Origin of the sequence: Halobaculum halobium (assembly GCF_030127145.1) — an archaeon.
Lineage (GTDB): Archaea > Halobacteriota > Halobacteria > Halobacteriales > Haloferacaceae > Halobaculum > Halobaculum halobium.
In genome coordinates, this window is sequence record NZ_CP126158.1 from 46,676 (window position 1) to 72,801 (window position 26,126).

Genomic DNA, 26,126 nt, shown 5'->3' on the forward strand with positions numbered 1-26,126 from the left:
CTTCAGCTTGTTCACGTTCTCGCGGTCGGTCGCCGCCGCCGCGATCGTCACGTCCGGGTTGAGCTGTCTGGCGGTGAGAATGGAGAGCGCGTCCTCGGCGTCTTTGTTCGTCGCGGCGACGACCGCGCGGGCGTCGCCGACGTTCGCGCGCTCGAGCGCCTCCTCGTCGGACGGGTCCGCGGTGAGCACGTGCACGCCGTCGCGCTCGGCGAGCACGCGTGCGACCGACTCCTCCGGTGTGACGACCAGAAACGGCACGTTCGCTTCGATCAGTTCGTCGATGAGCGGTTCGGTGAGTTCGCCGTAGCCGAGCACGAGCACGTGGTCGGCGAGTAGGTCGATGTCTGTGTCTGTCATGCGTCCAAGGGCGGTTGTGAGGCGGGCTTCGATCGCGGGCGTGAACAGGACCCCGAGCGCCACCGCGAAGGCGGCGACGTTGAGCACGAGCGCCGACATCGCGAACCACTTCGCGAGCGGCGATGTCGGGGTAACGTCGCCGTACCCGACGGTCGAGGCGGTGACGACCGAGAAATACACCGCGTCGGTGATCGTCGCGAGGTTGGTGAACTCCTCGTTGAGCGCGTACGCGCCGGCCGTCGAGTAGCCGAGCGAGCCGACGAGGCCGGCGAGCGCCGCCCACTGTGTCGGGGTGAAGTCGATCTCCTCGGAGAACGGGCGGCGGTCCACCGCGAGCGACAGCAGCGCAACGAGCGATACCAGCGCCAGCAGCAGGCCGATCCGCGTGGATCCCACAAGTCCCTGCAGCGCCGTCAACGGCAGGAGGATGACCGCGGCAAACCACCCCGCTCGGAGTCGGCGCCTGAGCAGATACGCAGCGATCAGGAGCAGGAACCCGGTGATCGCGCCGGTAAACCCCGCGAGCAGCGTCGCCTCCTCGGGCAACAGCGCGACGAACGGCAGTCGGTTCCCGGGCGGCGCGACGATCCGGTTGATCCCCGTGACCACCGACAGCAGCGCGGCGGCGCCGACGAGCCCCACAGCAAGCCGACCGCCGAGTCGCTTCCGCAGCCCTGTCATTACCGGAATCACCCGGCCAGCACTGATAAACAGTGCGGGACAGCATCTCGACGGTCACCCCACACAACACGGTCTCCCGGTACGAATTTGTGCTCCCGCCGTCACCGGGAGGCATGGTCGATTCATCGCTCCCGGTCCAAGTGTTACTCGGTGTCTACCTCGGCCTGCTGACCGGGATCGTCCCCGCGCTCGTCGCGTGGACGCTCGGCTTCACGTTCAAATACTTCACCAGCGTCTCGATACCCGGGTTCGGTGTGGTCGTGCTCTCGCTCGCCATCGCCGGCGTCAACGGCGGACTCCTCGCGCTGAACGACCAGACGATCCGCAACTCGGCGAACGGAACGGCGCTGCTGATCGCGATCGTCGTCGTCCTCATGATCTCGCTGTACGCCCACGCGAAAGGCGACGCGATGGGGGCGGCGCTCCCGAAGCGAGTGACGCTCAAGAGCCTCACCGAGCGGACGCTCTCCACGGACGTGATCGACCTCAGCGCCGGACGAGGCAAGGTTCGGGTCACCGTCGGCGGCGACGTGGCCGACATCGAGGGCTACCCCGCGCTCCCGACCGACCTCCGCTCGTCGATCGCCGCCTTCACCGAAGTGTTCGATGCGGATCTGTCGCTGGGGGAATTAGAGGCGGCGGTGGCCGACCGCCTCCGGTCGGAGTTCGACCTTGCGGAGGTGACGGTGCGACTCGACGAGCGCGGGACGGCCACCGTCGCCGCCGCGCCGCCCACCGCCGGCATCTCCACCCGCGTGCCCGAGGGGAAGCGCGCCGTCTCGGTGTCCGCGCTCGTCCCGACCGGACTCGCCCGCGGCGACGAGGTGACCGTCGTCGTGGCCGACGGCGATCCCGTCGACGGCTCGGTCGTGGCCGCCAAAACCGACGGCGCGAAGGCGAGCGACGCGACCCCGGCCGGCGACGGCGGGACCGACCCCAAGCCCCTCCGGCGTCGCCGACGACTACCGGGGGCGACGGACGGCTCACGCTCGCGGTCGACCGTGCGTCCGCGGCCCGGCTCCTCGCCGCCGACGTGCGCCGCGTCGTCGTCCGGTCACGCGGCGTTAGACGCGAGTTCGAACTGCTCTCGCTGCTGCGACGCGCCGGCAAGCGCTTCCGCCGCGTGACCGTCCGCGCGGAGGGGGCTCGACGGCGTGAGCCTCGGCAACGCCGCCGTCCGCGACGAGTACGGCGTGGCCGTGCTCGCGGTTCGCGACGGCGCCCGCTGGCGGCTCGCGCCCGACGGCGACGTGACGCCCGAGGCCGGGGCGGATCTCATCGCCGTCGGGACCCGCGACGACCTCGATCGCTTCGGTCGGGAGGCGGCGACGTGAGTCCGACGGCACCGGGCTCGATCGGCGGTGCATCGCTCGCCGCGGCGCCGCTGCAAACGGTGGCCGACGCGCTCGATCTGGTGAACGCTCCCCGACTCGCCGGCTTCGCGGTCGCGTCGTTCCTCGTTGCGACCGTCGCAGCGGCGGCGTACCGCTGGTTCGTTAGTGAACCGGTGCCGCGCGGGCTGACGACCCTGTTGGGGACTGCGGTGGTCGCGGTGTACCTCAACACGGTGGGGCTGTTCTCGACGGTCATCCCGGTGGGGGGGATCGCGACCGCCGACCCGTTCGCGCCGATGGCCGTGCTGCGAAACGTCGTCAGTCTCCTCATCGCCGCCGGAACCGCGCCCCTCGGGCGACGCGTGGGCGACCGGTTCGCGACGAACGTGACCGCCGTCACCGGCGGGGACCGCGTCGAGGGCGAACTCAGTCGATTCGCGCGGACTGTCGGGCGGATCCGCACCGTCACGCTGCCAGACGAAATCGCCGATATCGACGGGTACGACCCGGTCGACGACGACACGAAGGAACTACTCGCCGGCGAGACGCTGCTGTTCCCCAAGCGCCTCTCAGGAGAAGCGCTCCACGAGGCGTTGCTCACCCGACTGAAAGAGGAGTACGACGTGGGGCACACCGACGCCGAGTTCGACGGCGACAGCGTGACTCACCTCGGTATCGGCCGCCGCATCGCGGGGATCGGCCCGACGCTCGGTCCGGGAACGCGCGCCGTCGCGATCCGCGCGGACCCCCCAACGGGGGCGGTCCGGGAGACATCGTACAGGTGTGGCGCGTCCCGGAGCCGCCCGCTCCCGCTTCGGCGGAGCCCTCGGAGGCCGACGACGGCTCCGCGGCGGCACTCCCGGCGAGCGAGGCCGAACGGATCGCGACCGGGGAACTGCGTGCCAGTGCCGGCGACGTGGTGACGTTGGCCGTCGACGACGACGACGTTTCGGCCTTCGACGACGACGGGACGTACCGGCTGATCACCATGCCGGCGAGTCCCCGTGCCGACCGCGAGTTCGCGTCGTTGCTGCGCGGTGCCGACGAGACCATGGCCGTCATCACCGTCGCTGCGGGAAGCGAGTTCGAGGGTACGACAGTCGGGGACGTGCCCGGGTCCGTCGTCGCCGTCGAACCGACAGACGGGTCGGTGGAGCCGATCCCGGCTCGCGGTCGGCCGCTGACGGCCGACGAGACGGTGTACGTGATCGCCCGACCGGAGGTGCTCCGCGAGATCGAACGGCGGGCGACCGAACGACGATCGGCGGACGGAACGGGTACCGCCGACTGACTGAGACGTTCGATCGACGAGACCGGTGGATGCGACGGCGCAACGCTCTTGATTGCCCGACGGCGACGAAGGGGTATGAACTGGAAGCTGTTTGCCGACCTCGCAGAGGCGGCCGGCGAGTCGGAGCCGACCGTCGAGGCGGAGGACACCGCGACAGTCGGGGAGGCGCTGGATGCGCTGTTGGACACACACCCCGCGCTCGCGGCTCGCGTGCTCGACGAGGACGGCGACCTCAGAGGGCACATCAACATCCTTCGAAACGGGCAGGACGTTCGGAAGGCGGAGGGACTCGACACGCCGGTCGACGCCGGCGACGAACTCGCGCTGTTCCCGCCAGTCAGCGGCGGGTAATGCGGGAAACCGTGGGACGGCGCCCCGGGGCGCCACCCTTTCGGAAGTCTTAATTATGTCCCTGCGGAATCGACGAGTGCGAAGCACGCGCGGATGGGTTGGTAGTCTAGTCCGGTTATGACACCTCCTTGACATGGAGGAGGCCGGCGGTTCAAATCCGCCCCAACCCACTTCTGACCCTATCACGAATCGACAGCCGGTAGCCTCTTCCTTATCCCACGGAGGTGAACGGCGGTGAGCCGCACCCGTCGCGTCGATTTGTCGGCGCTTCCCGCGCCGATCTGCACGGTCTGCGGCTCCCCGATTGGTGAGGACGATCAGCGGTGTCCGGCTCTCGATGATGGGAGGTGTTCTCCGTGAGCTACTGCCCGAGCTGCGGCTCCCGACTCGTTACACGGACGCCGTTTGGCAGCGGGATCCCGCGCCGCGTCTGTCCCGAGTGTCCTGGAGGTGACGAACGGTGAGCACCGACGACCGCCGCACGCTTCCAGACGCGGCCGAGGTGACGGTCTCCGACGCCGTCAGCGGCGACGTGCTCGATTTCGAGGCCGCGATGGGCGGTACCTCGTGGGACCGCGCCGACGGCCTGCACGCGCTCATCGAGCGGGCGAGCACCTACGGCTGGCGTGTGTCTCTCCCGGACGGAGAGGACGCACACAGCGTCGCCCTCGCGGACGAGAGCGGCGCGTTCGTCGGTTGGTGCGACTGCGAGGGCTATCACTGGAACGACGGGCCATGCGCTCATCTCTGCACGCTTCGCAAGGCCGCGTTCATCGGCGGCGAGACGACGACCGGCGAGCGCGTCCGGATCGCGTCGACCGCCGTCGAGGACACACCGTCAGGTGAGGCCCTACCGGACGGCGGCCACCAGATCGATCGGGCGCTTCGAGAGGATGCCGTCGGCGACCGCCGCGTCGGCGGGGAGGGTCGCAGATGACGGATCGGCCGTTCGCGACCGTCTCGGCCCGTCAGCGACGGCGGTTCCGGCGGTCCTCGCGAGCGCGCACACCCGAGGGCGCGCACGAACCCCGCGCTACCCCCTCCCCGGGGGTGTGTAGCGGAGGCCCGTTCCCCGTCGCCGTCTGCGTATTACACGAACACCAACCTGCTACACACGGAGGCTATCTGATGCCTCGCAACCAACAGAGTAAGAGCAACGACAGCGCGCAGTTGTCCGTCCGGTGCGACGCCGAACTGAAGGAGGACTACCAGGACGTGCTCGACGAGCGCGGCGACAGCATGAGCGACGACCTCCGCCGACACATGGAGGCCGTCGTTCGACGCGAGCGCGGTCGCGACACCTCCGACGAGTTCCGTCCCGACGACGACACACTGGCGCGCGTCTACGACGCCCTGCTGGCGTTCGCGAACGAGGACCTGAAGCTGACCCTCGACCACTACGACAGCGCGGTCGCCAACGAGGCCGACGTGAAGAAGGGGAGTCTCGATGCCTTCACCCACCGGCTCCAGCGAGAGGGCTACGTGAACCTGTCCGGCGACGGGCCGAGCGTCCGGCACTCGAAGACCTACGTCCGGGTGAAGCCGCCCGCGGCCGACCCCGACGAGTGGATCCACCGGCACCGGACCGTGGCCGAGCGCCGAGAGGCGCGGCGTGGGGGTGTTCCCGCCGATGACTGATGATCACAACGCGGGAGGTTCTCAACTCGCGCTCGACGACCATTACTGTCCGTCGCACGAGTCGCTACGTGCCGCCATCACGCCATCTGAGACCGGGAAATGCCTGCGGCTGGAGAGTCCCCACGGGACACTCTCGTGGGTTCTTCAGAGCGCCAACGGCAACATGTGGCGCGTTGCTGAGTTCAACAACCAGTGGAAGAAGACGTCCATCGGATTCGCGATCAATCGCGTGAACAGTAACGGGCGCTGGAACTGGAGCTACGTGCCGCTGTCGGACATCGAGGTGGAACCATGGGCGATATAGACGAATCTGGAGGTTCTCACCTGACCGCCGTGGACCTGTTCTGCGGCGCTGGAGGATTCAGCCACGGGCTCGCACTCGAATGCGAAAATCTCGGCTACGACGTGCGACTGATCGCCGTCAACCACGACGACGACGCGATCGCGACGCACAAGCGGAACCACCCGTGGGCCGAGCATCACAACGCGAAAGTCGAGGAGCTGCACCCGCCGAAGGTCGTTGGTGACGACGACGTGGACCTGCTCGTCGCCGGCCCGGAGTGTACGCACTTCAGCAGAGCCCACGGATCGCAACCCGTCTCCGAACAGCGCCGCGCGAGCCCGTGGCACGTCGTCGACTGGGTTCAGAAGACGCAACCCGAGGCGGTCCTCGTCGAGAACGTCCCGGAACTGAAGTCGTGGGGACCGATCGACGACGACGGGAAGCCGACGCGAAACGGCGAGACGTTCGAGGCGTGGGTCGACGTGATCCACTCGCTCGGCTACTCGGTCGACTACGACGTGCTGAACGCCGCCGACTACGGCGACACGACTTCGCGGCGTCGGCTGTTCGTCGTCGCCCGCCGTGGCGGTCGTGCTACCCACCCGGAACCAACACACGCGGAGTCGCCCGGCGAGGACCGCGATCCGTGGCGGTCGGCCGCTGAAGTGATCGACTGGAGCGACCGCGGATCGTCCATCTGGACGCGCTCGCGGCCACTCTCGAACAACACGATGCAGCGGATCGCACAGGGTATCCGCGACCACTGTGACGACGACCTCGCCGACTACGCGGACGTGGTCGCCGGGATCGGCCCCGACGACATCGAACGGATGCAGGAGGATGTCGTTTCGGTCGACGACCTACCCGACGCGCTCGACGAACGCGACGAGCCGTTTCTCGTGTCCGCGACGGCGTCCGCGGCGACCGACGGCGGAACTCGGATGGTGATGGGCCAGCAGTCGAACGCCCGTGCTCTCGACGCCGACACGGAGCCGGTGCCGACGATCGCGACGCGCGGCGCCGTTCACTTCATCGAAGCGCAGCCGTTGAAGCCGCGGAACCTGCCGGCTCGCGGGCTTCACTCGAACGCGACCTACGAGGCAGACGACCGGCCGCTTCACACGGTGACGGCAAGCAACCACGACGGGCACCTGGTCTCGCCGTTCCTCGTCGAATACTACGGGAACAGCGACACGGCACCCGTCGACGAGCCGTTGCCGACGGTGACGACGAAGGATCGGCACGCGCTGTGCGTTCCGAACCTCTCACCGCTGGGGCTCGGGCTCCGGTACCGGATGCTCCAGCCGCGGGAACTCGCCGCGGCACAGGGCTTCCCGAGCGACTACGAGTTTGTCGGCGACACGAAGGCGTCGAGGACGGCACAGATCGGGAACGCTGTCCCCGTGAACCTTGCCCGGGCACTGGTCAACGAGGCCCTCACGTCGACGGCCCCGAGTCTGAACAGCTACGGCAGTCCCGAGGAGGCTCCGGCGGATGACTGAGCCGGATGCAGTAGACGACACAGATATTCCTCAGTCGCGGATCCGCTGTCTCGGCTGCGGGAACATCGAGAACAGCGTGAAAGAGCACCGCCGGCACATGGCCCGTGCGGATCACCTCGACCACGGCGAGACCTACCTGTAGGCCCCGCCGGCGACTCCTTCTTACGGTCGCAAGTGATTAATTCCATAGCTGAATACATCACTAACAAGACTTGTAGGCAAAACCACCGTTCACGCGAACATGGGAGTGCAAACACTCCACGAGAAGCAGAACGGAACCCAGCGAACGTATCACGTCGTTTCTGTCGAAGACGCGACCGGCAAGACGTTCCCGCACACCTTCGAGGACACCGCGGACGGAATCGAGTACCGCGGCGCCGGTGAGCCCGGCGAGATCGACGAGCGCGACGACGCGCCCGCCTCGGCCGTCTCGACGTTGGAAGCGTACACCGGCGAGGAGCTGGGCGATGACTGACGCATGGACGTTGGTGTGGGCCTACGGAACGGCCGGCATCCTCGGCCTCAACGTCGGTGCGATGTTGGTCGCGAGGTTCCCGACAGACCCGCTCGGCTACTGGGGCGGGGTCGGTCAGGGGATCGCGCTGGCGCTACTCGCCGTCGGGATGCTCGGTCAGTATGTCACCCTCATCGAAGAGTCGGATACGGAGGGTATCAATGCCTGAGACGTACGAACAGGCCAAGGAGGCAGGCGTTCGGACGCCGGGCTGGGACTGCGCCAACTGCGGCCGGCCGGGCTTCGAGCACGAGATGGAGCAGACCCGCGACGGCGAGGGGCGGATCTGCTATCGATACATCTGTCCGGGTGGTGAGACATGACCTGCTTCAGCGGGCCGTTCATCGCCGCAGGGTGTGCAGCGGCTATCACGTTTGCCGTTGTAGTCACGCTGTTCTGGCTGATCATCGGCGCCGCGGTAACGCTGGCAGCGATGGAGGGGCCGACGTGAGCGAGGCCGTCGAGTTCGGCTCGAAGGCGGCTGCGGACCGCGCTCGCGAGGAGCACGCCGATCTCGTTTGTCCCGTGGACGACGACAAGCGGATGCGGACGGTCCACTTCGTCAGCGACACGCCCGACACGCTCCTTGACCGACTCCGCGCCGAGGCCGACGAGGGAACCGCCCAGCGCGAGGACCGCGGCCCCGGTCAGGTCGACCTAACCGACGCCGAACGCGGGCGCCTCGACTTCTCGAAAGGCCGGGCAAACGTGCTCTGGGCGCGCTCTATCAAGGGACTGGCCGCCCGCCACGGTGTGAGCGACTGGACGAGCTACGTCGACCCGACCCTCACGGTCGACGAGCACCGCGAGGTGATGGAGAACGCCGGCCAAGAGGGCGGCGGCGCCCGCGCCGATCCGGACCAGCGCGACGCCGACCGGGAGGCGAACGCAGCCGCCACCGAGCAGGCCGAAGGCTGCAACCACGCCCGCGGCCACTGCGAGCACGGCGACCCCGACGCCTGCGAGTTCCTCCAAGAGGCGTGTGGGTACTCGGAGGCGGAGGTATCCGACCTGCTCACGGAGCCGGACCCAGCACCCGGAGACGGGCCGACCGACGACGATGCCAGCCCGCTATCGCCGCCGGACGATCTCGAGGAGCGCGTGTCGGTGCGTACCTCCGGTCGGTCCGGGGCTATCTCAACGCGACCGACGCTGTCGCCGAGCACATCGAGAAGCTGCGCGAGTCGCTGGAGCACGCGAACGACGCGGCGCGGGCGGTGAACGGCATCCGAACCGACGCGGGGCTGGAGCCGATCCACTTCACGAAGCTGGAGGATGCGAACGCCGACCTCACGGATCTTGTGCGGATGGTCGCGACGACCTGCGAGGAGTGCCATGCAGACCACTCCGAACACGGTCACGACGTGACCGCCGGCGACCGCGAGGACGTACGAGAGGCGGCCGTCGACGGTGCGGGTTCGACGCCCGTCGGCGTGAGTGACGAAACCGAACGAGCAGCTACGGAGGCAGACACATGACACAGATCACGATCAGCGACCCGACCGAGGTACAGGCAGGCTACTGGAGCGCCGAGATTGTCGAGGATGGCGACCTCATCGCAGAAGCGCACCTCTCGCCCGATACGCTCCCGGACTTCGACGACCCGCGCGAGTTCCGTGAGTTCCTCGAAGCGATGGCTGAGGGCGTCGGTGCGGCCGAGCACATGGACCTATGAGCGGCCACACCTGCCCAGCCGACGACTGCGATTTCGGCACTGGCGAGTTCAAGACCGCGAACAGTGTCCGCTCGCACATCAACGCGATGAGCGACGATCCCCACGCCGACAAGGAGGCGCTGCGAGCCGAGCTCGAAGCTCAAGAGCCGGGCGACGAGGGGGGCGACGAAGGGGTCGAAAGCGCCCCCGAGGGCCCCGCTACCGAGTCCCCGGCCGAGGAGAGCGGGGAGAAGGGCGAAGAACAGGGCGGAGAGGGGCGCGAGAGCGCCGAATCCGAGGCGACCGAAGCGGCCCCTGAAGGGGGTGCTACCGACGACAGCATGGCAACCGACGACGAGTACCAACAGCAGCAGGGGAACAGCGAAGGCGAATCGAGCGACGGCAGCGCTTCGGAAGGCGATTCCGAAGGCGACGAGAGCGGCGCCGGAGGGGGCGCTTCAGGGGCGGAAGCGGCCGCCGCTGGGGGCCTGCTTGCCGGCTCTATCGGCGGGGTGTCCCCTCCACTCTTGCTCGGGCTGGCCCTTGGGGCGGTGCTCTTGGTGCTCCTCGTCACCGCCGACGGTGGCGGAGGCGAATCAGGCGATCCAGCCGGCTCAAGCGGCGCGGAAGGGGCGGAACCGGGGGGCGCTGAAGCGGCCCCTGAAGCCGGTGCCGGCGAGTCCGGGGGTGGTCTGACCGCATGAGCGACCCCGAAGAGCAAGCCGAATCCCCAGACGGCAGGGCTGAAGAGAGCGCCGACGAGGGGGCGCCCGAGGGGGCCGAAAGCGCCCCTGAAGGGGCCGCTACCGAGGGCGGTAGCGACACCGGCGACGAACAGCCGGACATCGAGAGCGACGAGCAGGCGATCGTCCCCAGCGACATCGACCCCGACGATGTTGAGGCGGAGGCCGGTGCCGACGACGAGAACGAGAGCGAGGACGCCGGCGACGACGCCGCCGAACCGACCGAGCCGGGCAGCATGGCGGACGATGCGAACCCGGATGCGTCGGTCGCGAAGGCTGGCGAGATGTACGTCTCGGTCGTCAAGTCCGTGACCAACGCCCAGATCCGCAAGCACGGCGGCGAGAACGAGCTGGGGCGCGACCACTTCGAGCAGTACGACCTCGCGGACCACTTCAACGAGACGATGGACATGATGGGCGTCGGGAGCGACCTCGAACCGCACGAGGCGCTACTGTTCGCTACGGTCCTGTCGATGGGCGACGGCCTCACTCGTGAGACGGACGTTCTCGACAAGCAGATCGACCGGCTGATGGAGAAGGCGATGGGCGGAACCGGGGGTGAGGCGGCCGCATGAGGGGGATCAGAAACCGCGCCGTCCGCAAGATGATGGCGAAGCTCAAGGAGATGGGCGCGATCGACCACCTGACCGGCATCATCGCCGGCGCCGAACACGAGGTACTGACCGCCGCCAAGCGCCTGGAGGACGCCACCGACCAGGACGTGATCGGCGAGGTGCCGGCCGTCGAGATGCGCCGAGACTCGCTCGAAGCAATGATCGACGCGATGGCCGGCGGCTCGTTCGACGACCTCTGGCTCGAAAACGTCGCGCCCGAACTCCTCGACACCACCGACGGCGTCGAGGGGTATCTCGGCGCCGACGCCGACGAGTGGGAGGCGCAGATCGCCCGCTGGGCGGAGACGTACCGAGAAGGCGGCGCCGAGGGCTCCGACCGAGCGCTCGCCGACCACCACGTTCGGAACAAGTGGGGCGTGGACCTCGCGACGTTCGAGGATCGCGTTGTCGAGTTCGACGGAGGAGAGGCGGCCGAACGACTGTTCGCAGCGAACTTCCGCGCCGCCTGTACGGTCATCCACAACGCCGCAGACGAGCTGGAGGGCGACGCGGATGAGTGAGACCGACAGCGAACCGAAGGACAAGACCGACGTGTACCGCGAGCGGAACCTGAACGCGCTGCTGGCGCTCCGGGCGCTGAGTCTGCTCGATCAACACAACCTCGCATACGTGCCGATGGGCTACTGGCACGACACCGACGACGTGAACGGCGACGAGTGGGCGGTCGTGTGGGCCGACCTCCCCGACGAGGGACAGGCGGGCTGGCATGTCCCCACCGAGATGGTCCCCGACTGGCTCCCCGAGCGAGATCCCGAGTACGACGGGTACAGTACGCCCGAGAAGAACCGCCGGGTGGCGCTCGCGGCCGGCGTCGACCCGGACGCCGCAGGAGTTCGCGAGCCGTGACGCGCCGGCTCCTCGGCGCCATGAGCGGGCACGGGAAGTCCTTCGTCGGGCAGTCGATCATCGAGCGCAACATCCCCGAGTTCGAGCACGTCGCCGTCCTCGACTTCAAGGACGAGTACCGCGGGCTGGTGAAAGCCGGCTTCGCCTCTCACTTCATCGTCGGTCCTCGGGAGGCGTCGTGGTCCGTCAAGATGTGGGAGTCGTTCATCGCGGAGAACGGCGCCGTCGTGCTCGCCCGCTACAACCTTCCGCCGGAGGAGTGGCGGACGGTCTGTGCCCGCATCATCAAGGCCGCGCGTCGCCTCGGCGACTCTCTCACGGCCATCGACGAGGCGCACTTCGTCGCCCCGCAGACGGGGAAGGTGCCCGACGCTATCGAGGGGCTGGCAACGACCGGCCGCGGTGAAGGTGCGTCCTCGTTGTGGATCACCCAGCGGCTCGCGAAGCTGGAAAAGACGGTCGTCTCACAGTGTGACGAAACGGTACTGGGGGCGTTCAAGGCCAAACAGGACCGGAACCAGATCGAGGCCGAGTACCCCGTCGACGTACACAACCCGTCCGTCTCGCGCGTTCCGTCGCTTCCCGAGGAACTGCACGCGCCGGACGCCGGGCCGGTCCCGCTGCGGCAGTTCGAGGACGACGCGGGCCACATCATCGGCTCGGAGTGGATATTCGCGAACACGGCCGGCGAGATGGACCGTTGGGACACCCGCGGCTTGGAGATGGAATCGACACACTACGGCCCGGAAGGCAACCCGATTCACGACCCGAACCTCTGACCATGGCCCGAGAACGCACCACGCTGAGCGGTGAGGACGCCGAACAGTTCGCGGACATCCGCGAGGACCTGAGCGAGCACCGCCGCGGCGAGCTCTCGAACGCCGAGGTTGTGCGCCGACTCATGGAGATGTGGGAGAAAGAGCAGTCGCCCGGCCGTCGCTGATCACCAGCGACGCAATCAGGACACACGCGACGCAATCCCTGCGCAGGCCGCCTTTTTCGCCCCCTCTCATCGGCCCGGGTGTAGCATGGCAGACATGGCAGAGGCGTTCGACGCACTCGCATCGACCGAACTGTGGGAGTCCGTGGCCGCGATCTTCGCGGGCTTCATGGCCCCCACGGTTCTCAAGAACCTGACTTCCGGCGTCGCGCCGGACATGGTGAAGGACAACCCCGAGGTATACGGGCTCGCGGTCGCAGCCGGCGGCCAGCTCTCCCCGATGTACTCCTACGAGATCAGCATCGGCGGCGGCCTCTACACGGTCGACAAGGCCGCGGAGCGGTTCGACATCAAGTCGACGGTTCAGGGAGTGGGGGCGTAGATGACTGAAACGCTTTCCAACCTCGGCACGCGGCAGGTCGAGGCCACCGAGAAGACCAACGTCGTGGATCAGGCGACCTCGGTCCTCGGCTTCTCGCCCATCGACGGGATGGTCCTGGAGATCTCGAACATGGGCGGCGCGGGCTTCCCCATCCAGGCGAAGCTCCGCGACTCCAACGACGACCCGCTCCCGCTCGACACGGAGGTGACGATCCGATGGGACGCACCCCACCTCGATCAGCCGCAGGTCGTCTCCTACAAGCTCTCGAACATCGGCACGTTCCGCCGTCTGAGCATCAAGGAGCAGCAGAACGAGGAGTACCGCGACCGGACCCGTGTCGAACTCAAGGGCTCCGCGCTGGTCGTCGAGGACATCGAGAGCGTCGAGGTGTTCCTCGAGTCCTCGGAGCAGATCGACTGGGACAACTCGGAGTTCTACTTCGACGACAAGGCCGTGACCGTCCGGTCCGGGGGGGACTGAGCGATGGCGGACGAATCCGCCGTGCGCTCGCGGCTGAAGTCGGCCAGCATCAACCGCGACGAGTTCACCAAGGCGAGTTTCGACTTCACCGCCGGCACGCCCGGCGAGCGGACCGAGGTCGCTTCCGTGCAGGTCAACCGGGCGCACATGCTCCGCGAGACCAACGCCACGGAGTACGCCATCATGGCGTACCAGGAGTTCACGACCGACGGGACTGCGGACAACCAGGAGACGTTCAACCTCTCGCACGACCTCATCGACTCCGGAGCGGTCGACACCTCGCTGCTACTGTACGAAGGCGGTTCCGTCGTGCAGCCCGACTCGGTGGACTACGACGCCAACACCTTCGACTACACGAGCGGGGGCACCGACACCACGCTGGGCGTCTACTACGCCGCGGGCGATCAGGCCCAGCTCGAACTCGTCAAGGAGGCACCGAACGGGACGAAGGAGACCGTCGACTCGCGGCTCATCAACAAGCTGCACCTGCGTGACAACGCCAAGGAGCCGGTGAATCTCTCGCTCGGGCGGTCGTACTGGCAGCGGTACGTCCCGACCGACTGGACGCTCTCGCTGTACGTCGACGCGCCGTACACGGCGGCGTTCATGCAGGACGTCGACGGCGACGGCGAGCCCGAACCGGCGGCCAACGCGCTGCTGTCGATCCCCTACTCGGCAGCCACCGGCTCCATCGAGGGGCTGGGCGCGGTGGTCCGCATGGACGCCGCGAGGCGGTAAACAATGTCCGGCGGACTCACGCCGGCCGCGACTGGCGGCGCTCCGACCGGCACCGAGCCGTCGGACCGTCTCACGACCATGACCGACGGCGCCGCCATGCCGGGGTACGTGGAACCGGGCACGCCGGCACAGCCGGGCGCCCCGGTGTTCGAGAACGCGCTGGCGGGTACCTCGGTGACACCCGAGGACATCCAAGTCGCGGCGGCGCTCATCAACGTGCTGCTGTTCGCGTCGCTGGTGTACGTGGAGGTGAACCGCTGATGGTGGGCGGACTCACCGGCCCGTCGTGGGACCAGGACGGCGGCGGTGGCGGGACGACCGACACCACCGACGACACGGACTCCGGCGGCTCGGACGACTCCGGCGGTTCGAGCGACTACACGAACGACACCGAGGACATCGAGCAGGACCAGACCAGCGACGACCTCGATCTCGGGCAGGCCGACGGTGGCGGGCTCGAATACGACAGCGAGGACTCGGCCGGCAACGTCGTGGACTCGGACGGCGACCCGGACACGGGCGGCGTCACCATCATCAGCGACAACAACAGCGACGACCCGGCGGCCGACGACGCCCAGCAGGATCTCACCGACGACGCGCTCGACACTATCGGGGGCTCGGACGGATCGGACGGTTCGGGCGGGTCGGACGGGTCGGACGACACCGGCGGCATCGAGAGCGGGGTAGTCGACAGCGAGAGCGGCGAGTACACCGACGGCGCCGACACCGACAACCAGCCGGACAACACGCCCGCCGACACAGAGACACCGGGAGTCGGCGGCGACATCGGCAATCCGGCGCTGCTGGCGCTGGCACTCGTCGTTGTCGGCTGGGTCATGTACGGGGGTGAGTAGCCCGTGGCGGATGTTCGAGTTCGGCGCGTCGAGTTCGAGGGTCCGGCCGCGGCGGGGGTTCCGATCCCGATCCGCGTCGGCGTCAACAACAACGAGACGGCCGCGTTCTCGTGGGAGGAGAAGACCTGCAACACCGGCGGCGAGTACGGACACAAGACCGACGTAACCCTCGTCATCCGCGACGCTGCCGGCGAGAAGGTCTTTGATGAGACGGTCCGCGAGTGCGTCCCCCGGAACCGTGTGGGGCAGATGCTCGGGGCGAACGCGGCTGTCGAGTTCGACCCGGAGCTTCCGGCGGGAGAGTACACGGTGGAGGCGACCGTTTCGGTCATCAAGGAGGAGCGGACGCACTCCAGTACGCCGCGGTCCCTGACCGTCGAGGAGGACAGCAGCGCGCTTCCTGGTGGCGACGACCCCGGCGGATCGAATCCGTTCGGCGGGGGCGGCGACGACCAAAGCGATGACGGCGGAAACAACCCGTTCGGCGGCTCGGGCGACGCGCTCGGGCTGCCGAACAGCAAGGTCGTGCTGGCGCTCGTCGCGCTGCTGGCTATCGCGTGGCTGGCGAACAGCGCGAGCAACACCGCGGAGGCGTTCACATGATGGACCTACTGGCGAGCTACGCGGTGCAGGTGTCAGCGGGTATCACCGCCACGTCGGCGCTCGGCATCCTCTACGAGGCCCACCGGATGCGCGGCGCTGTCGAGCGGAATAGCGAGCGGGGCGCAGCGAACAAGACGCGGTCCATCGGCAATCGCCGGTGGCTCCAACGCTTCGGGGCGCGGCTCGTTGGCAACGAGAAGTACCAGCCGCCGCACCGCTTCGACCCGGACGAGGAACCGCGACCCGACGGAGGGCGACAGGATGGCTAACATCGAGAACACCGAGTACGAGGACATGACGGACGAGGAACTGAAGCGGGTCCGGGAGAAGATGGACGACGACACCGGCCGGACCGGCGGTGAGAGTGACGGCACCGACAATAACGGCGGGGCGTACGCCGATCCTCCCGAGGAGGTGCGGTGATGCCCTGGGTACCAGAACCCGACCCGGACGACGTTCCCTTCAACGAGCCGTACACAGCCGAGTTGGACGACGGCGAGAAGGTGACGGTTACGTTCACGCCCGAGCAGTCCGGTAGCGTGTTCTATCTCCCGATTCTTGCCATCTCGAAGGTCCGCGGCACGATCTACGAGATCCGCGACGACGGGAGCACGCAATACGGGCCGGCGGCCATCCCACCGACCGACATCGACGACATGACCGTAACCTTCGCCCCAGCAAAGCGCTTTCGCGACTCCCGAAGTAATCATCCGAAACACGTCGGGAGCACCCCAGACGTACCACATCCAGCCGGTCGGTTTCGAGCAGATCGAAGGGGGTGCCTGAGAATGGTACTTGATACCACCGCAGAGGTAGACAAAATCGACTCCGTTCGTGATCGCAACGGAGACCCACGACCACCGGCAAACGCCGACAAGCAGGATGTAACAAACGCCCGGCTCGGGAACTACGACAGCCTGACGCAAGTTGTCCACTCGACTGGCGGGACCGACGCCGAACCCTTGCCGTCTCTCGACGTGCCTGAGGGAGCTGGAGTGCTGGTCGAGTACAAATCCGACAACTCGGGCGACGTGTTCGTCGGTGACGCCGACACACAGGAGTCGCCGCTAACCGGCCGTACGGACTCGCTGTTGTTCAGCGTCACAGATACGTCACTCATCCACGTTCGGACGCCGAACGCTGGTGACGCTGTCGTGGTCACGTTCGAGGGAGGCGAGTAAGCGTGCTCGAAAGCATTTCGAGCATCAGCGGATCGAACCTCGGGTACCTCCTGTTTGGGATACTCCTGGGGCTGGGCGTCCCGTTTCGGTACGGTATGGAACGGATCCGGGGACTATCCCGCGCAGCACTCGACAGACTCCCGTACAAGCCGCCGCAGACGAGCCGATCCGACCGAGAGAACACCAAGACCGACATGGAGGACAACTAAATGCCAGAGAGAACGCCGGCGACCGGCCCGAACGCGATTCGGGGAAGAGACATCGAACCTAAATCGGTAAGTACAGAGGAATCGTTTACCGATCCAGGGAATAGGACACACACGCGCAAACTGCCCTTGAGAGATGCAATAGAAGTTGATATTGCGAGTGGCGACAGCATCCAAGCCGCAATCGATGAGGCAGCCGCCCCAGATTCACGGAGGAGTGGATCGGTCAGAATCCAAAAAGGTCCCATCACTAACGACTTCCTCGGAGACGTGTCCGCAAACGATACGTTGCCAATCACAATCGAGGGTGGCGTCACGCTCTCGCTATCAGGGGTGTGGCTCCGAGAGACGGCATCGTCAGCCGGTTCGGTGTTCGATTTGAAGCCAAACGCAACTGTCTACGCCGATGGGGCAATGCTATCGGAGTCGAGCGGTGTTGGGTCGTGGTTTCGATTTAACGCGGATCTTGAATCTATTGCGAGCCAAGATCAAACGGCTGTCTACGGCTACCCCCGTGTTGACACGACTAACGGCACCCCAATTGTTGAGTTTCGACAGACGAACGGGAATAGCGTTGTCGGCGGGTACGCCGAAGTCCACGCGTGGAACGCGGGCGGCGTCGCGCGCTTTCATTCTGGCGGAGCAAACGGCTGGGCGAATATGAATCGTGTGGAGGTCCGCGGCAACGTTTCTGCTGGGGAGGCTTTTGTGTTTGATTACGATGATGGCGTTGAAGTCACCCTCAACGTGGTCAATTCACACGGGTTGAATTTCACCGGCGGCGATCGGATCGCACTCTTCGACAACGCGGACTCAACTACTGCCGGAGTGCGGGCAAACGTGTTGCGAGGGACGATGTTTGACGTTGCGTCAGTAACGACCCCGTGGGAATGGACAGCCAACTGCGACAGTAATAACAAGGTTATCCGCAGGTGGCCAACCGTCGCGGCAGGGATAAACGACTCTGGGGACGAGACGAACGAAGCGGTCGCCGACATGACGATCTAAAAACTCGGATTGGCACCTCATTTTTCAGTCTTTCCAGCCGAGTGTTCCAACGGATTGGCAAAGTCTAAATTCGGAGCGATGTAGGCATGCATATCGAATGCGACCTCAAATCTATACTCGCCTTTTTGCTCTACTACTTTCTTTGCCGATCATCGGCCACTTCATTCCGTACGGTTTTGATCTCGGCTTATATATTACACCGCGTATGATAGGTGTCTTTTTTGTAGGTTCTTTCGCATTTATAACGGCAATCAAAGAACGATATGTCAGGCTCACGCACTCGGATATTGGAATTTTTGTTCTACTCTCTATCTTGATCGCCAGTTCATCTTGGTCTCCAAGTCCATACGAATCTATGCGCCGAGCTATTGATCTCGGCTTAATGATGATTTATTATGGATCTATCGTAGTATATCTCGGTCGAGATGATGCTCTACAGGAACTCATCCGAGTACTTCTAATTATCTCGACTTTGTGGGTAGGATACGGAGTGTTCGAGATCGCTTTCGGCGACCTCACGCTGGTATTGTCCCGTATATTAGCCGAAACGAACTTTCGCGCAATCTCTTAGCTCTCATCCCACTCATGGCACTCGTCACCCATTGGAAGACCGGATGGACAAAAGTGGCGTACGTGGGGCTGACTGCGTCTATGATTTTCCTCATTCCTCTTTCGGGTTCCCGGGGAGGTATCGTTGGGCTTGTTTTCGTACTTGGTGCATTGACTATACTGTTTCTTCGGTCTATCGCCGAACTGGAACTCTTGAGACTACTTCCAGCTGGAGCTGTGGCAGTCATATTATTCGGCCTCGTTGTACTTGCTGCAGTCCATATCGGCATATTCCCACAAAGACTAACGAGTATCCCGCTCACAGCGGGCGCGTTCTCGCCTGAGGTTTTGGGACCGCAGCGCTATGATGTTCACAAAGCGGAGCTTGTTACAATTCAGCGGCACTGGTTGACTGGTGTCGGATACGAAGGGTTTGTTGTCTTGACTGAGAAAATGTACGAGATCGGCTCCTTCCGGGCACACAATCTGATTACACGTGTCTGGATGGCGGCTGGTATTGGACCAGTTCTCATACTGCTGGCAACCGGATTATCCATCATTCGCAATTATACTCGAGCGATCTACAATCTGGATAGTATAGATCAGATGTACCTCTCAGCACTCTTTATTGGATTTGGTGGGATCACCGTCGCCGGAATGGTCAACATCGTGATTGACGAGCCACTTTGGTATGTCTTGATTGCTGTCGGGAGCAACTTGATTCCGGAAGAATCCAATAGGAGTTGAATGCTCATTAATTGGCTCTGTTGAAACCCTCTTGCTGTCGTGCGATTTGTTGAGACGGTAATTTAGCACCGTAACCGAGAAAATCGGTCAGGAGACTCGCTCTTGCCAATGTCAGATCTGAAGGATTTCAACAGAGCCCATTAATTGAATTCACACGAATTGAGTACATGCGTTCAAATCTAAATTTGACATTTTGATGCCAATCTCATTCATAGGTCCTCTGAATTCGAATGCAGACGCAAGAGGATCAGCTCGGCCGTGAGTACAGAGAAAAATGGCATGACGAATACCCAATAGTATCTGAGTGATTTAATGAATAATGTGCAGAAATAGAGCACAGAGAGAATCAATGATTGTCCCAAAACAGAATTTGGGCTTGAAGCAATTATCTGGATTGGTTGGCTTCGAACCTTCCGAGATATCAAAATTGCTGCGGGAACACAAACGTGAACAGTCGACACAATCACAAGACCAAGTAAACTCACCCAACGTATCGGATTTATAAGCGGATTTCGCACAGGAGTAGCAACGTAATCTCCCGCAGCAAGCACCGAGGACAAAATAGCTTGCTGGAATGACTCAACACCCCAGATAACCCCAACAGTGCCATAACTGACTGCAATGACAAGCAACCCAGCAGAAATATAAGAGAATACCCACTCGCGGGTACGCTTGCTTCGATGAATACCCCAGAGCAAAATTGGTATTGCCGCTAATGCAGTATATTGAGAGAACATCGCACCTGTGGCGATACTGACGCCTTTCGCGAATGGCTTCTCAGTATAAAGGGCGAAGAGGAGACATACGACGGCAACTGAGCGGACATTAAGGATAGTTCCATTGATCAACGGGAGAGTAGATAGGTAGAGTAGTGCAGCGGCTTCACCAAATATCAAAGAGTAGTCTTGAGCAACCCATCGATAGAGTAAGACTGCTGCAAGTGCATTAGATAATCCAACAAATGCAAAGAACGAAAGCTCGTATTGTCCCGTTTGATAAAATAATACATTGAGGATCTCAAAGAGAGGTGGTTTGTTGTCGCCCGCATTGCCGAGGTAAAGTGCCTCTCCAGAACTAACTGCTTCCGCGACGGGATACCAGACTTCCCGCGCATCGAAAAACAAATTCGAAAGACCTGCTCGCACCATTAGGAATTGGTAAGAAGCCTGGCCAATGGCTACTGTGGCAAGAAATATAGTAGCGAGACGTTCCCGATTCACAATCACAAGGGTAAATGGAAATTCTTGTAATATTAACTGTTGTTCTTCAGCGATGCCAGGGGAATACTGAGAACTTGTTAGCGGCCGATTCTTCTTTGACGCGGTGAAATGAAGTTCGCGAGTGTATCAGGAACCCCGGCAACCACCACCCTGAAATTAGTACTCGATTCTGCGCTCGGATGTGTACTGATCCGGTGTCCGGAGAATCCCCCGAGGGGTGGGGCTGAACTTTAGTCCCTGCCCAGACTGGGCGTAAAGGCTAGATATTAAGTGCTCGAAGTGGTGGGCGTGACCGTCGCCTGTTACACCCGCGTTTCCACCGCGAAGCAGAACCTCGAACGGCAGTTGACTTCGACGAAGCAGTACGCCGAGGACACCCTCGGCGCGTCGCTCGCCGAGATCGAGGTCTACCGCGACAAGTCGAGTGGCACCAACACCGCCCGCGACGCCTACCAGCGGCTCATGTCCGACGCGGAGGCCGGCGAGATCGACGCCGTCGTTGCGCACGAGGTCTCGCGCGTCGCCCGCTCCATCACCGACCTGGAGCGCACCGCCGAGCGGCTGCGAGAGGCTGGCGTCGAGCTGCACATCGTCTCCGAGTCGCTGGTGATGAAGCCCGACGAGGAAGATCCGTACCAGCGCGCGCTCTTTCAGATGCTCGGTGTGTTCGGCGAGTTGGAAGCGCGGATCAAGCGTCAGAACATCCGCGAGGGGATCGCGGCGCGCCAGGACTCCGATGAGTATCGGCACGGTCCCGCGCCGCTGGGGTTCGAGAAGGACGACGGTCGGCTCGTCGAGGGCAGCGACTACCACCGCGTCGTTACCGTGCTGGAGCAGGTCGCCGCCGACGAGATGAGCCAGCGCGCGGCGGCGCAGGAACTCGATGCCGGTCGGAAGACGGTCCGGCGGGCGGTGAACGAGCGCGCAGAACTGTACGGGTTGTAGCCTACTGCCGCCGACCGTATGACATTCCGAGGCGCCACATCAGCGGGACTGCGATCATCGGGATGAACGCCGCCGTGTTCGTTGGCTGGAGCGCGCCGAGAACTGCTGCCGCAGTCGCTACGACGGCCGCGATCGTCTGAACCCATCGGTTCCCGAGTAACCCATCCACCGCGTCGCCTGCGGTCGGCTCTTCTGACATAATTCCGATTCCTCAACAGACCGTCTTAGTTTCGACGGTAAGTTAACATAATCAACGAGTTACTCGCGGCGCGGTGCATACTGTATTTCGCGCCCCAGACCGTCCCTCCGTGTCGCTTTTCTGTTTTGCATATATCTGAGAGCGTAAGAAGCTCCGAGAAGACATACCAGTGAAAGCGGGACAAGAGTGAGTGTCGAAGCGATACCCGATCCGGCTACTTCTGATGCGGTTATTCCTGTAACAATCCCGATGGCGCCGTTTTCTAACACACGCTGATCCCACGGCAATCGATCAACTGTCATTTCTGCGCTCGGTCGACTGGTGCCGCCGGCGAGCCGCGCGAGACGCCGACCTGCTCGCGGAACTCCTCGTACCCGTCGCGATCCTCGATGGACTGCAACAGCGACTCGTTGATTCGCATCAGCTCCGGAACCACTTCCGCCGCCTCGATGTCCTCGCGCCACCCCTCCGCTTCCCCCGGTCGGAACAGCCCGAACCCCTCCACGTCTGCGACTAAGCGGAGCAGATCGGATCGCATCGATTCTATCATGTTGGATATAGCTTCCGTTGTTTCACTTTCACTCCGGGTAGTAGGCTGACCCCTAATACCCTCCCGGCGTTACACGATAGTGCCGGTGCCGGGGAGTCCGGTTGCACTCACTCGCCCCCGTCGTCCTCGGGACCGGCCATCAGCGACGGATCCGCAATCGCCGCCTGCATGAGGTTCCGAATCGCTTCGGAGCGAGACATGTTCAAGGGAACGTGCCCCTCGATCTGGGCTTTCTTCAAAGCCCGGTCGAAGTCGTCCTTGAACTCCGAACTAACTGTGGTGGTGACGTTGTGGGTTTCGTCACCGCCATCTGAGGTTGCACTCACACGCGCGATTTGTGGCGCAGTAAGTGAATAGCTTAGGTACTAAGTCACTAACTTAATCAGGTCTACGGATACATGGTGAAACAAGTGCAGCACCAAAATGACTAAGTTAACCACCTACTAAGCAGGGGGCGCATGGCGCTATCAGCCAACGTGACCGTCACCATGCCGATGGAGATGGTCAACAACATCGACGAAGAGGCCGATTTGCTCGGGATGAGCCGCGCGGAGTACATCCGCAACGCTGTTCGGACGGCCAACGGAACGCCGTTCGACTACCCCAACGATCTGCTCACCGAGAAGAAGAACGCCGCAACGACCGAAGCATGAACGGGGGCCAGTCTCACACCACGCCTGCCAGCGAGTCCGAGCCGACCCCCGAGTCGTCGAACGAGGCCGAATCCCGTAAGCCTGCCGTCACCGACGAGTCCCCTGACTGGGATCTCATCGGGGCGGTCGCGGCCTCGGAACACCGCGCGGCCGTGCTCGAACGGCTCGCGGAGAGTCCGGCGACGCCGTCGACGATCGCGGAGGCTACCGGCCTGGACCTCTCGCACGTCTCTGGGACGCTTGGCGACCTTCGCGAGCGTGGCGCCGTTACGCTGCTGGTGCCCGAAGAGCGCCGGAAGGGCCGCCTGTACGACGCGACCGACGCCGGCGAACTCGTCGCCGACCGCGTCGCCGACGTGGGGGTGTGTGATGGCGCGCACCGTCTACACGGTCGAGGGTGACCTCGGTGAGTTCAAGACGTACTCGGCTGGGACCGCATCGGCCTACGCCGAGATCGGGCGTCGCGTGACCGCCCAATCGGAGAGTGACGCATGAGTGCCGAGACGCCCGCGTACGTCTCGGACGGGTTGGTGGTCGACCATCACGACCCGCACGAGTTCATCATCCGGTGCCCGAGCTGCGGGCGGCAGGGCTCGCGGGGCGACCGTCCGGGCGAGAACGATCGCCGTTGCAGCCGGTGCAACCGCATCATGGGTGTGACGCCCGTGCGGCCCCAGCGCTCCGGGTGGGCCGCCGACGCCGCTCGCGAGGAGGAGGTGCGTCCATGAGCGACGACCTCCCCGAGACGGTGTACGAGAGTCGCCGCCGCGGCAATGGCGGCGGGATGTTTCACCTCGACGAGGAGTGTCGGCAGCTCAAAACGACCGAACCGCGGCCGGTTGCGCTGTCTACGCTCCCGCCGGCGTTCCGCGAGTGGTGCGGTGTGTGTGGCCCCGACGGGCGAGCACAGCGACCCCCCGAGAACGCCTCGGGGAAGTGCGCGGACTGCGGTCGGCACGTCGGTAAGCCCGCGCTCGACGAAGAGGGCGTGTGCATCGGATGCCAGTCCGACGACGAGGACGATCGGCGCCTCGTCGCTGACGGTGGTCAGGTCGTCGAGGACGACCGAGAGAACGAGTTGGCGCAGGAACCCGCGGAGGAAGCGCGTGTGTCGTTCACGACCGCGGGCGACCCGCTCCGGTCGTTCCTGCGGTACCCGGCGCCGCTCGTGGACGAGTGTGTCGCCGTGTTCGACGACGACGGCTTGCAGATCAAGGCCGTTGACGCCCCGAACGTCGGGATGGTGGATGCGTCATTCCCCGCCGAGGGGTTCAGTCGGTACACTGTCAGCGGCGACGAAGACCAGACCGGTGTGAACCTCAAGCGGTTACGGAAGACCCTGAAGTGGGCGCGAAAGGGTCGCGGGAGCAACGACGGCGATCCCGTTGTGGTGGACGTGTTCGACCGCCGGATTCGCGTTCGGATTGTCCGCGAGGACACCCGTATGACGCGGCGCTCGGAGTGGTTCGCGATCGACCCCAACAACATGCGACCGCGTCCAAGTTTCCCCGGTCTCGACCTTCCGAACCGTGCCCGTCCGTCCATCGACGCGCTCGGTGACGCGGTCGCCGCGATCGACTCTCGGCACGACTACGTCCGCGTCACTCGCGACGGCGAGACGTTGGTCTTGGAGTCGCGGAAGGACGCCGACCCGGACGACGACACGACCGCCGACCGCGTGACCATGCTCGGTTGTGCGTGGGACACCCGCGACGACGGCGCGGAAGCGTGCTCGTCGCTGTTCAGCATGGACTATCTCGCCGATATGGTCGACGCCCTGAACGCCGCGAAGGCCGACGATGTGACCCTCAAGTGGGGCGACGAGTTCCCAACCGTGCTTCAGTTCCACAACGAGGACTGGGGCCACGAAGGCCGGTTCATGCTCGCCCCGCGGATCGAAACCGACGAGGACGAACCGTGAGCGACGCGCCCGACCTCTCTCCCCGGGAAGCCGCCCAACGGTGGCTCGACAAGCGCGCCGTGTCGCTCGCGGAGCACACCCTGACGGACTACTGGTACCGGCTGAAGCAGTTCGTCGACTGGTGTGAGGAGGAGGAGATCGAGACGATGCGCGACCTCACGGCGTGGGACATCAACCAGTGGGACGCGAAGCGCGCCGGCGACGATCTCGCCCCGGTCACGCTTCGGAACCACCAGCAGACGGTCCAAGACTGGTTGCAGTGGGCCAGCGACGTGGGACTCGCTGAGGACGGCGTCGGCGACGCGATCGAGGTGCCCGACATCAACCGCAGCGACCACGTCTCGGAGGTTCGACTCGCGCCCGATCGCGGCGAGGCGCTACTCAAGGCGTGGCGCTCGTCGCCGAACCGCGCCTCGAAGCACCATGTCGTGCTCGAGATCCTGTGGACGGTCGGCTGTCGGATGGGCGGCCTCCGCGGGCTCGACGTGAGCGACGTGGACCGGTCGGCCGGCGTGTTGGAGTTCCGGCACCGGCCGGACGCGGACACTCCGCTGAAGAACGGCGTTGAGGGCGAGCGCGACGTTGGCATTCCCGACGCGACGGTCGAGGTGTTGGACGAGTGGATCAGCGTGCAGCGGCCGCAGGTTCGCGACGACCACGGTCGGGCGCCGCTGCTTCCGACGACGCACGGCCGCGTTTCGTTGACGACGCTACGGAACTGGTGCTACTACGCGACCGTTCCCTGTCGTTACCAGGACTGCCCTCACGGCGAGAAGCAAGCGACGTGCGACTGGTTCGCGGGTCGCGGCGCCTCACAGTGCCCGTCCTCGCGGTCACCGCATCAGGTCCGCTCGGGGAGCATCAGCTGGCAACGTAACCGCGGCCTCGGCGTCGAGGCCGTCGCGCGCCGTGTGAACGCGAGCGTCGCCGTGATCGAACAGCACTACGACCATCCGACGAAGCGCGAGGAGTTCCGCGAACGCGAGTCGCACCTCATCGACTCGTTGGATCTTGAGGCCGACGAACACCACGGTGAGACGCTATGATCGGAAAACCGCCCCAACCCACTTCTGACCCTATCACGAATCGCCAGCCGGTAGCCTCCCTCTTATCCCACGGAG

At 64.5% G+C, this 26,126-nt stretch carries 42 protein-coding genes, 1 tRNA gene and 3 pseudogenes; 42 read left to right on the forward strand and 4 right to left on the reverse strand.

Annotated features, from left to right (window positions below; all coding sequences use genetic code 11):
* Nucleotides 1-30: 30 nt before the first annotated feature.
* A pseudogene (locus P0Y41_RS00255) lies at nucleotides 31-1,038 on the reverse strand (NAD-binding protein); the annotation flags it as partial.
* 113 nt (nucleotides 1,039-1,151) lie between these two features.
* On the opposite strand from P0Y41_RS00255, the pseudogene P0Y41_RS00260 reads away from it, so the two are divergent.
* From P0Y41_RS00260 to P0Y41_RS00430, 36 genes and pseudogenes are all read left to right on the forward strand, one after another.
* Nucleotides 1,152-2,372, forward strand: a pseudogene (locus P0Y41_RS00260) (potassium channel family protein).
* A gap of 146 nt (nucleotides 2,373-2,518) precedes the next feature.
* Nucleotides 2,519-2,995: pseudogene (locus tag P0Y41_RS18105) on the forward strand (DUF8167 domain-containing protein); the annotation flags it as partial.
* Nucleotides 2,996-3,153: 158 nt separating this feature from the next.
* Nucleotides 3,154-3,663, forward strand: a complete 510-nt coding sequence (locus P0Y41_RS00270; RefSeq protein ID WP_284062004.1) for a DUF8167 domain-containing protein — start codon at nucleotides 3,154-3,156, stop codon at nucleotides 3,661-3,663.
* Between the two features lie 75 nt (nucleotides 3,664-3,738).
* Complete coding sequence (locus P0Y41_RS00275; RefSeq protein ID WP_284062005.1) at nucleotides 3,739-4,014, forward strand: ubiquitin-like small modifier protein 1; 276 nt, start codon at nucleotides 3,739-3,741, stop codon at nucleotides 4,012-4,014.
* Between the two features lie 95 nt (nucleotides 4,015-4,109).
* Nucleotides 4,110-4,184: transfer RNA gene (locus P0Y41_RS00280), tRNA-Val, on the forward strand.
* Nucleotides 4,185-4,370: 186 nt separating this feature from the next.
* The gene (locus P0Y41_RS17950) at nucleotides 4,371-4,478 is read left to right on the forward strand and encodes a zinc ribbon domain-containing protein (protein WP_390214545.1); all 108 of its coding nucleotides are present in this window, start codon (nucleotides 4,371-4,373) and stop codon (nucleotides 4,476-4,478) included.
* Nucleotides 4,475-4,951 (forward strand): hypothetical protein, encoded by a 477-nt coding sequence (locus P0Y41_RS00285; RefSeq protein ID WP_284062006.1) that lies wholly within the window; start codon nucleotides 4,475-4,477, stop codon nucleotides 4,949-4,951. Before P0Y41_RS17950 ends, P0Y41_RS00285 begins: the two co-directional genes overlap by 4 nt.
* Before the next feature lie 191 nt (nucleotides 4,952-5,142).
* On the forward strand, nucleotides 5,143-5,652 hold the full coding sequence (locus tag P0Y41_RS00290; protein WP_284062007.1) for a hypothetical protein: 510 nt from the start codon (nucleotides 5,143-5,145) through the stop codon (nucleotides 5,650-5,652).
* Entirely contained in the window at nucleotides 5,645-5,956 is a 312-nt protein-coding gene (locus P0Y41_RS00295) for a hypothetical protein (RefSeq protein ID WP_284062008.1), read from the forward strand. Before P0Y41_RS00290 ends, P0Y41_RS00295 begins: the two co-directional genes overlap by 8 nt.
* Nucleotides 5,944-7,437 (forward strand): DNA cytosine methyltransferase, encoded by a 1,494-nt coding sequence (locus tag P0Y41_RS00300; protein WP_284062009.1) that lies wholly within the window; start codon nucleotides 5,944-5,946, stop codon nucleotides 7,435-7,437. Before P0Y41_RS00295 ends, P0Y41_RS00300 begins: the two co-directional genes overlap by 13 nt.
* A complete protein-coding gene (locus P0Y41_RS00305; RefSeq protein ID WP_284062010.1) occupies nucleotides 7,430-7,579 on the forward strand; it encodes a hypothetical protein in 150 nt (49 codons plus the stop codon). The genes P0Y41_RS00300 and P0Y41_RS00305 overlap by 8 nt, the downstream gene beginning before the upstream one ends.
* A gap of 99 nt (nucleotides 7,580-7,678) precedes the next feature.
* A complete protein-coding gene (locus P0Y41_RS00310; RefSeq protein WP_284062011.1) occupies nucleotides 7,679-7,912 on the forward strand; it encodes a hypothetical protein in 234 nt (77 codons plus the stop codon).
* A complete protein-coding gene (locus P0Y41_RS00315) occupies nucleotides 7,905-8,120 on the forward strand; it encodes a hypothetical protein (protein WP_284062012.1) in 216 nt (71 codons plus the stop codon). Before P0Y41_RS00310 ends, P0Y41_RS00315 begins: the two co-directional genes overlap by 8 nt.
* Nucleotides 8,113-8,274 carry a hypothetical protein gene (locus P0Y41_RS00320; protein WP_284062013.1) on the forward strand — a complete coding sequence of 54 codons (162 nt, stop codon included), beginning with the start codon at nucleotides 8,113-8,115 and terminating at the stop codon, nucleotides 8,272-8,274. Before P0Y41_RS00315 ends, P0Y41_RS00320 begins: the two co-directional genes overlap by 8 nt.
* Nucleotides 8,271-8,402: a hypothetical protein gene (locus P0Y41_RS00325; RefSeq protein ID WP_284062014.1), complete on the forward strand. Its 132-nt coding sequence runs from the start codon at nucleotides 8,271-8,273 to the stop codon at nucleotides 8,400-8,402. The genes P0Y41_RS00320 and P0Y41_RS00325 overlap by 4 nt, the downstream gene beginning before the upstream one ends.
* Nucleotides 8,399-9,172 carry a hypothetical protein gene (locus tag P0Y41_RS00330; protein WP_284062045.1) on the forward strand — a complete coding sequence of 258 codons (774 nt, stop codon included), beginning with the start codon at nucleotides 8,399-8,401 and terminating at the stop codon, nucleotides 9,170-9,172. Before P0Y41_RS00325 ends, P0Y41_RS00330 begins: the two co-directional genes overlap by 4 nt.
* The gene (locus tag P0Y41_RS00335) at nucleotides 9,169-9,429 is read left to right on the forward strand and encodes a hypothetical protein (protein ID WP_284062046.1); all 261 of its coding nucleotides are present in this window, start codon (nucleotides 9,169-9,171) and stop codon (nucleotides 9,427-9,429) included. Before P0Y41_RS00330 ends, P0Y41_RS00335 begins: the two co-directional genes overlap by 4 nt.
* Nucleotides 9,426-9,626, forward strand: a complete 201-nt coding sequence (locus P0Y41_RS00340; RefSeq protein WP_284062016.1) for a hypothetical protein — start codon at nucleotides 9,426-9,428, stop codon at nucleotides 9,624-9,626. Before P0Y41_RS00335 ends, P0Y41_RS00340 begins: the two co-directional genes overlap by 4 nt.
* Nucleotides 9,623-10,309, forward strand: a complete 687-nt coding sequence (locus P0Y41_RS00345; protein WP_284062017.1) for a hypothetical protein — start codon at nucleotides 9,623-9,625, stop codon at nucleotides 10,307-10,309. The genes P0Y41_RS00340 and P0Y41_RS00345 overlap by 4 nt, the downstream gene beginning before the upstream one ends.
* Nucleotides 10,306-10,923: a hypothetical protein gene (locus tag P0Y41_RS00350; protein ID WP_284062018.1), complete on the forward strand. Its 618-nt coding sequence runs from the start codon at nucleotides 10,306-10,308 to the stop codon at nucleotides 10,921-10,923. Before P0Y41_RS00345 ends, P0Y41_RS00350 begins: the two co-directional genes overlap by 4 nt.
* Nucleotides 10,920-11,483 (forward strand): hypothetical protein, encoded by a 564-nt coding sequence (locus tag P0Y41_RS00355; RefSeq protein WP_284062019.1) that lies wholly within the window; start codon nucleotides 10,920-10,922, stop codon nucleotides 11,481-11,483. Before P0Y41_RS00350 ends, P0Y41_RS00355 begins: the two co-directional genes overlap by 4 nt.
* Nucleotides 11,476-11,829 (forward strand): WDGH domain-containing protein, encoded by a 354-nt coding sequence (locus tag P0Y41_RS00360; protein WP_284062020.1) that lies wholly within the window; start codon nucleotides 11,476-11,478, stop codon nucleotides 11,827-11,829. Before P0Y41_RS00355 ends, P0Y41_RS00360 begins: the two co-directional genes overlap by 8 nt.
* Nucleotides 11,826-12,608: a hypothetical protein gene (locus tag P0Y41_RS00365; RefSeq protein WP_284062021.1), complete on the forward strand. Its 783-nt coding sequence runs from the start codon at nucleotides 11,826-11,828 to the stop codon at nucleotides 12,606-12,608. Before P0Y41_RS00360 ends, P0Y41_RS00365 begins: the two co-directional genes overlap by 4 nt.
* A 2-nt stretch (nucleotides 12,609-12,610) precedes the next feature.
* Nucleotides 12,611-12,772, forward strand: coding sequence for a hypothetical protein (locus tag P0Y41_RS00370; protein ID WP_284062022.1), 162 nt, complete (start codon nucleotides 12,611-12,613; stop codon nucleotides 12,770-12,772).
* An 85-nt stretch (nucleotides 12,773-12,857) separates the two neighbouring features.
* On the forward strand, nucleotides 12,858-13,151 hold the full coding sequence (locus P0Y41_RS00375) for a hypothetical protein (protein ID WP_284062023.1): 294 nt from the start codon (nucleotides 12,858-12,860) through the stop codon (nucleotides 13,149-13,151).
* Complete coding sequence (locus tag P0Y41_RS00380; RefSeq protein ID WP_284062024.1) at nucleotides 13,152-13,631, forward strand: class-II aminoacyl-tRNA synthetase family protein; 480 nt, start codon at nucleotides 13,152-13,154, stop codon at nucleotides 13,629-13,631.
* 3 nt (nucleotides 13,632-13,634) lie between these two features.
* Nucleotides 13,635-14,369, forward strand: coding sequence for a hypothetical protein (locus tag P0Y41_RS00385; protein WP_284062025.1), 735 nt, complete (start codon nucleotides 13,635-13,637; stop codon nucleotides 14,367-14,369).
* 3 nt (nucleotides 14,370-14,372) lie between these two features.
* On the forward strand, nucleotides 14,373-14,630 hold the full coding sequence (locus tag P0Y41_RS00390) for a hypothetical protein (protein ID WP_284062026.1): 258 nt from the start codon (nucleotides 14,373-14,375) through the stop codon (nucleotides 14,628-14,630).
* On the forward strand, nucleotides 14,630-15,223 hold the full coding sequence (locus P0Y41_RS00395; RefSeq protein WP_284062027.1) for a hypothetical protein: 594 nt from the start codon (nucleotides 14,630-14,632) through the stop codon (nucleotides 15,221-15,223). Before P0Y41_RS00390 ends, P0Y41_RS00395 begins: the two co-directional genes overlap by 1 nt.
* Nucleotides 15,224-15,226: 3 nt before the next feature.
* The gene (locus P0Y41_RS00400) at nucleotides 15,227-15,826 is read left to right on the forward strand and encodes a hypothetical protein (protein ID WP_284062028.1); all 600 of its coding nucleotides are present in this window, start codon (nucleotides 15,227-15,229) and stop codon (nucleotides 15,824-15,826) included.
* Nucleotides 15,823-16,095 carry a hypothetical protein gene (locus P0Y41_RS00405; protein WP_284062029.1) on the forward strand — a complete coding sequence of 91 codons (273 nt, stop codon included), beginning with the start codon at nucleotides 15,823-15,825 and terminating at the stop codon, nucleotides 16,093-16,095. Before P0Y41_RS00400 ends, P0Y41_RS00405 begins: the two co-directional genes overlap by 4 nt.
* Nucleotides 16,088-16,249: a hypothetical protein gene (locus tag P0Y41_RS00410; RefSeq protein ID WP_284062030.1), complete on the forward strand. Its 162-nt coding sequence runs from the start codon at nucleotides 16,088-16,090 to the stop codon at nucleotides 16,247-16,249. Before P0Y41_RS00405 ends, P0Y41_RS00410 begins: the two co-directional genes overlap by 8 nt.
* A complete protein-coding gene (locus P0Y41_RS00415) occupies nucleotides 16,249-17,007 on the forward strand; it encodes a hypothetical protein (protein WP_284062063.1) in 759 nt (252 codons plus the stop codon). Before P0Y41_RS00410 ends, P0Y41_RS00415 begins: the two co-directional genes overlap by 1 nt.
* A gap of 2 nt (nucleotides 17,008-17,009) precedes the next feature.
* Nucleotides 17,010-17,216, forward strand: a complete 207-nt coding sequence (locus P0Y41_RS00420) for a hypothetical protein (RefSeq protein WP_284062032.1) — start codon at nucleotides 17,010-17,012, stop codon at nucleotides 17,214-17,216.
* A complete protein-coding gene (locus tag P0Y41_RS00425) occupies nucleotides 17,217-18,221 on the forward strand; it encodes a hypothetical protein (protein ID WP_284062033.1) in 1,005 nt (334 codons plus the stop codon).
* Nucleotides 18,222-18,806: 585 nt separating this feature from the next.
* Nucleotides 18,807-19,517 (forward strand): O-antigen ligase family protein, encoded by a 711-nt coding sequence (locus tag P0Y41_RS00430; RefSeq protein WP_284062050.1) that lies wholly within the window; start codon nucleotides 18,807-18,809, stop codon nucleotides 19,515-19,517.
* A gap of 209 nt (nucleotides 19,518-19,726) precedes the next feature.
* Here the strand turns inward: P0Y41_RS00430 and P0Y41_RS00435 are convergent, their stop codons facing one another.
* Nucleotides 19,727-20,665, reverse strand: coding sequence for a hypothetical protein (locus tag P0Y41_RS00435; protein WP_284062035.1), 939 nt, complete (start codon nucleotides 20,663-20,665; stop codon nucleotides 19,727-19,729).
* 360 nt (nucleotides 20,666-21,025) lie between these two features.
* Between P0Y41_RS00435 and P0Y41_RS00440 the strand changes: the two genes are divergently transcribed.
* Complete coding sequence (locus P0Y41_RS00440) at nucleotides 21,026-21,682, forward strand: recombinase family protein (RefSeq protein WP_284062036.1); 657 nt, start codon at nucleotides 21,026-21,028, stop codon at nucleotides 21,680-21,682.
* A 497-nt stretch (nucleotides 21,683-22,179) separates the two neighbouring features.
* Here the strand turns inward: P0Y41_RS00440 and P0Y41_RS00445 are convergent, their stop codons facing one another.
* Together P0Y41_RS00445 and P0Y41_RS00450 are read right to left on the reverse strand one after the other, a co-directional pair.
* Entirely contained in the window at nucleotides 22,180-22,419 is a 240-nt protein-coding gene (locus tag P0Y41_RS00445; protein WP_284062037.1) for a hypothetical protein, read from the reverse strand.
* Nucleotides 22,420-22,538: 119 nt separating this feature from the next.
* Nucleotides 22,539-22,757 (reverse strand): hypothetical protein, encoded by a 219-nt coding sequence (locus P0Y41_RS00450; RefSeq protein ID WP_284062038.1) that lies wholly within the window; start codon nucleotides 22,755-22,757, stop codon nucleotides 22,539-22,541.
* A 132-nt stretch (nucleotides 22,758-22,889) separates the two neighbouring features.
* Here P0Y41_RS00450 and P0Y41_RS00455 point away from each other — a divergent pair, with 132 nt between their 5' ends.
* The 5 genes from P0Y41_RS00455 (at nucleotide 22,890) to P0Y41_RS00475 (ending at nucleotide 26,051) form a co-directional block, all read left to right on the forward strand.
* Nucleotides 22,890-23,084, forward strand: coding sequence for a ribbon-helix-helix domain-containing protein (locus P0Y41_RS00455; protein ID WP_284062039.1), 195 nt, complete (start codon nucleotides 22,890-22,892; stop codon nucleotides 23,082-23,084).
* On the forward strand, nucleotides 23,081-23,485 hold the full coding sequence (locus tag P0Y41_RS00460) for a winged helix-turn-helix domain-containing protein (RefSeq protein WP_284062064.1): 405 nt from the start codon (nucleotides 23,081-23,083) through the stop codon (nucleotides 23,483-23,485). The genes P0Y41_RS00455 and P0Y41_RS00460 overlap by 4 nt, the downstream gene beginning before the upstream one ends.
* 90 nt (nucleotides 23,486-23,575) lie before the next feature.
* Complete coding sequence (locus P0Y41_RS00465; RefSeq protein WP_284062042.1) at nucleotides 23,576-23,812, forward strand: hypothetical protein; 237 nt, start codon at nucleotides 23,576-23,578, stop codon at nucleotides 23,810-23,812.
* A complete protein-coding gene (locus P0Y41_RS00470; protein WP_284062043.1) occupies nucleotides 23,809-25,005 on the forward strand; it encodes a beta clamp domain-containing protein in 1,197 nt (398 codons plus the stop codon). Before P0Y41_RS00465 ends, P0Y41_RS00470 begins: the two co-directional genes overlap by 4 nt.
* The gene (locus P0Y41_RS00475) at nucleotides 25,002-26,051 is read left to right on the forward strand and encodes a tyrosine-type recombinase/integrase (RefSeq protein WP_284062044.1); all 1,050 of its coding nucleotides are present in this window, start codon (nucleotides 25,002-25,004) and stop codon (nucleotides 26,049-26,051) included. The genes P0Y41_RS00470 and P0Y41_RS00475 overlap by 4 nt, the downstream gene beginning before the upstream one ends.
* The last annotated feature ends 75 nt before the right edge of the window (nucleotides 26,052-26,126 follow it).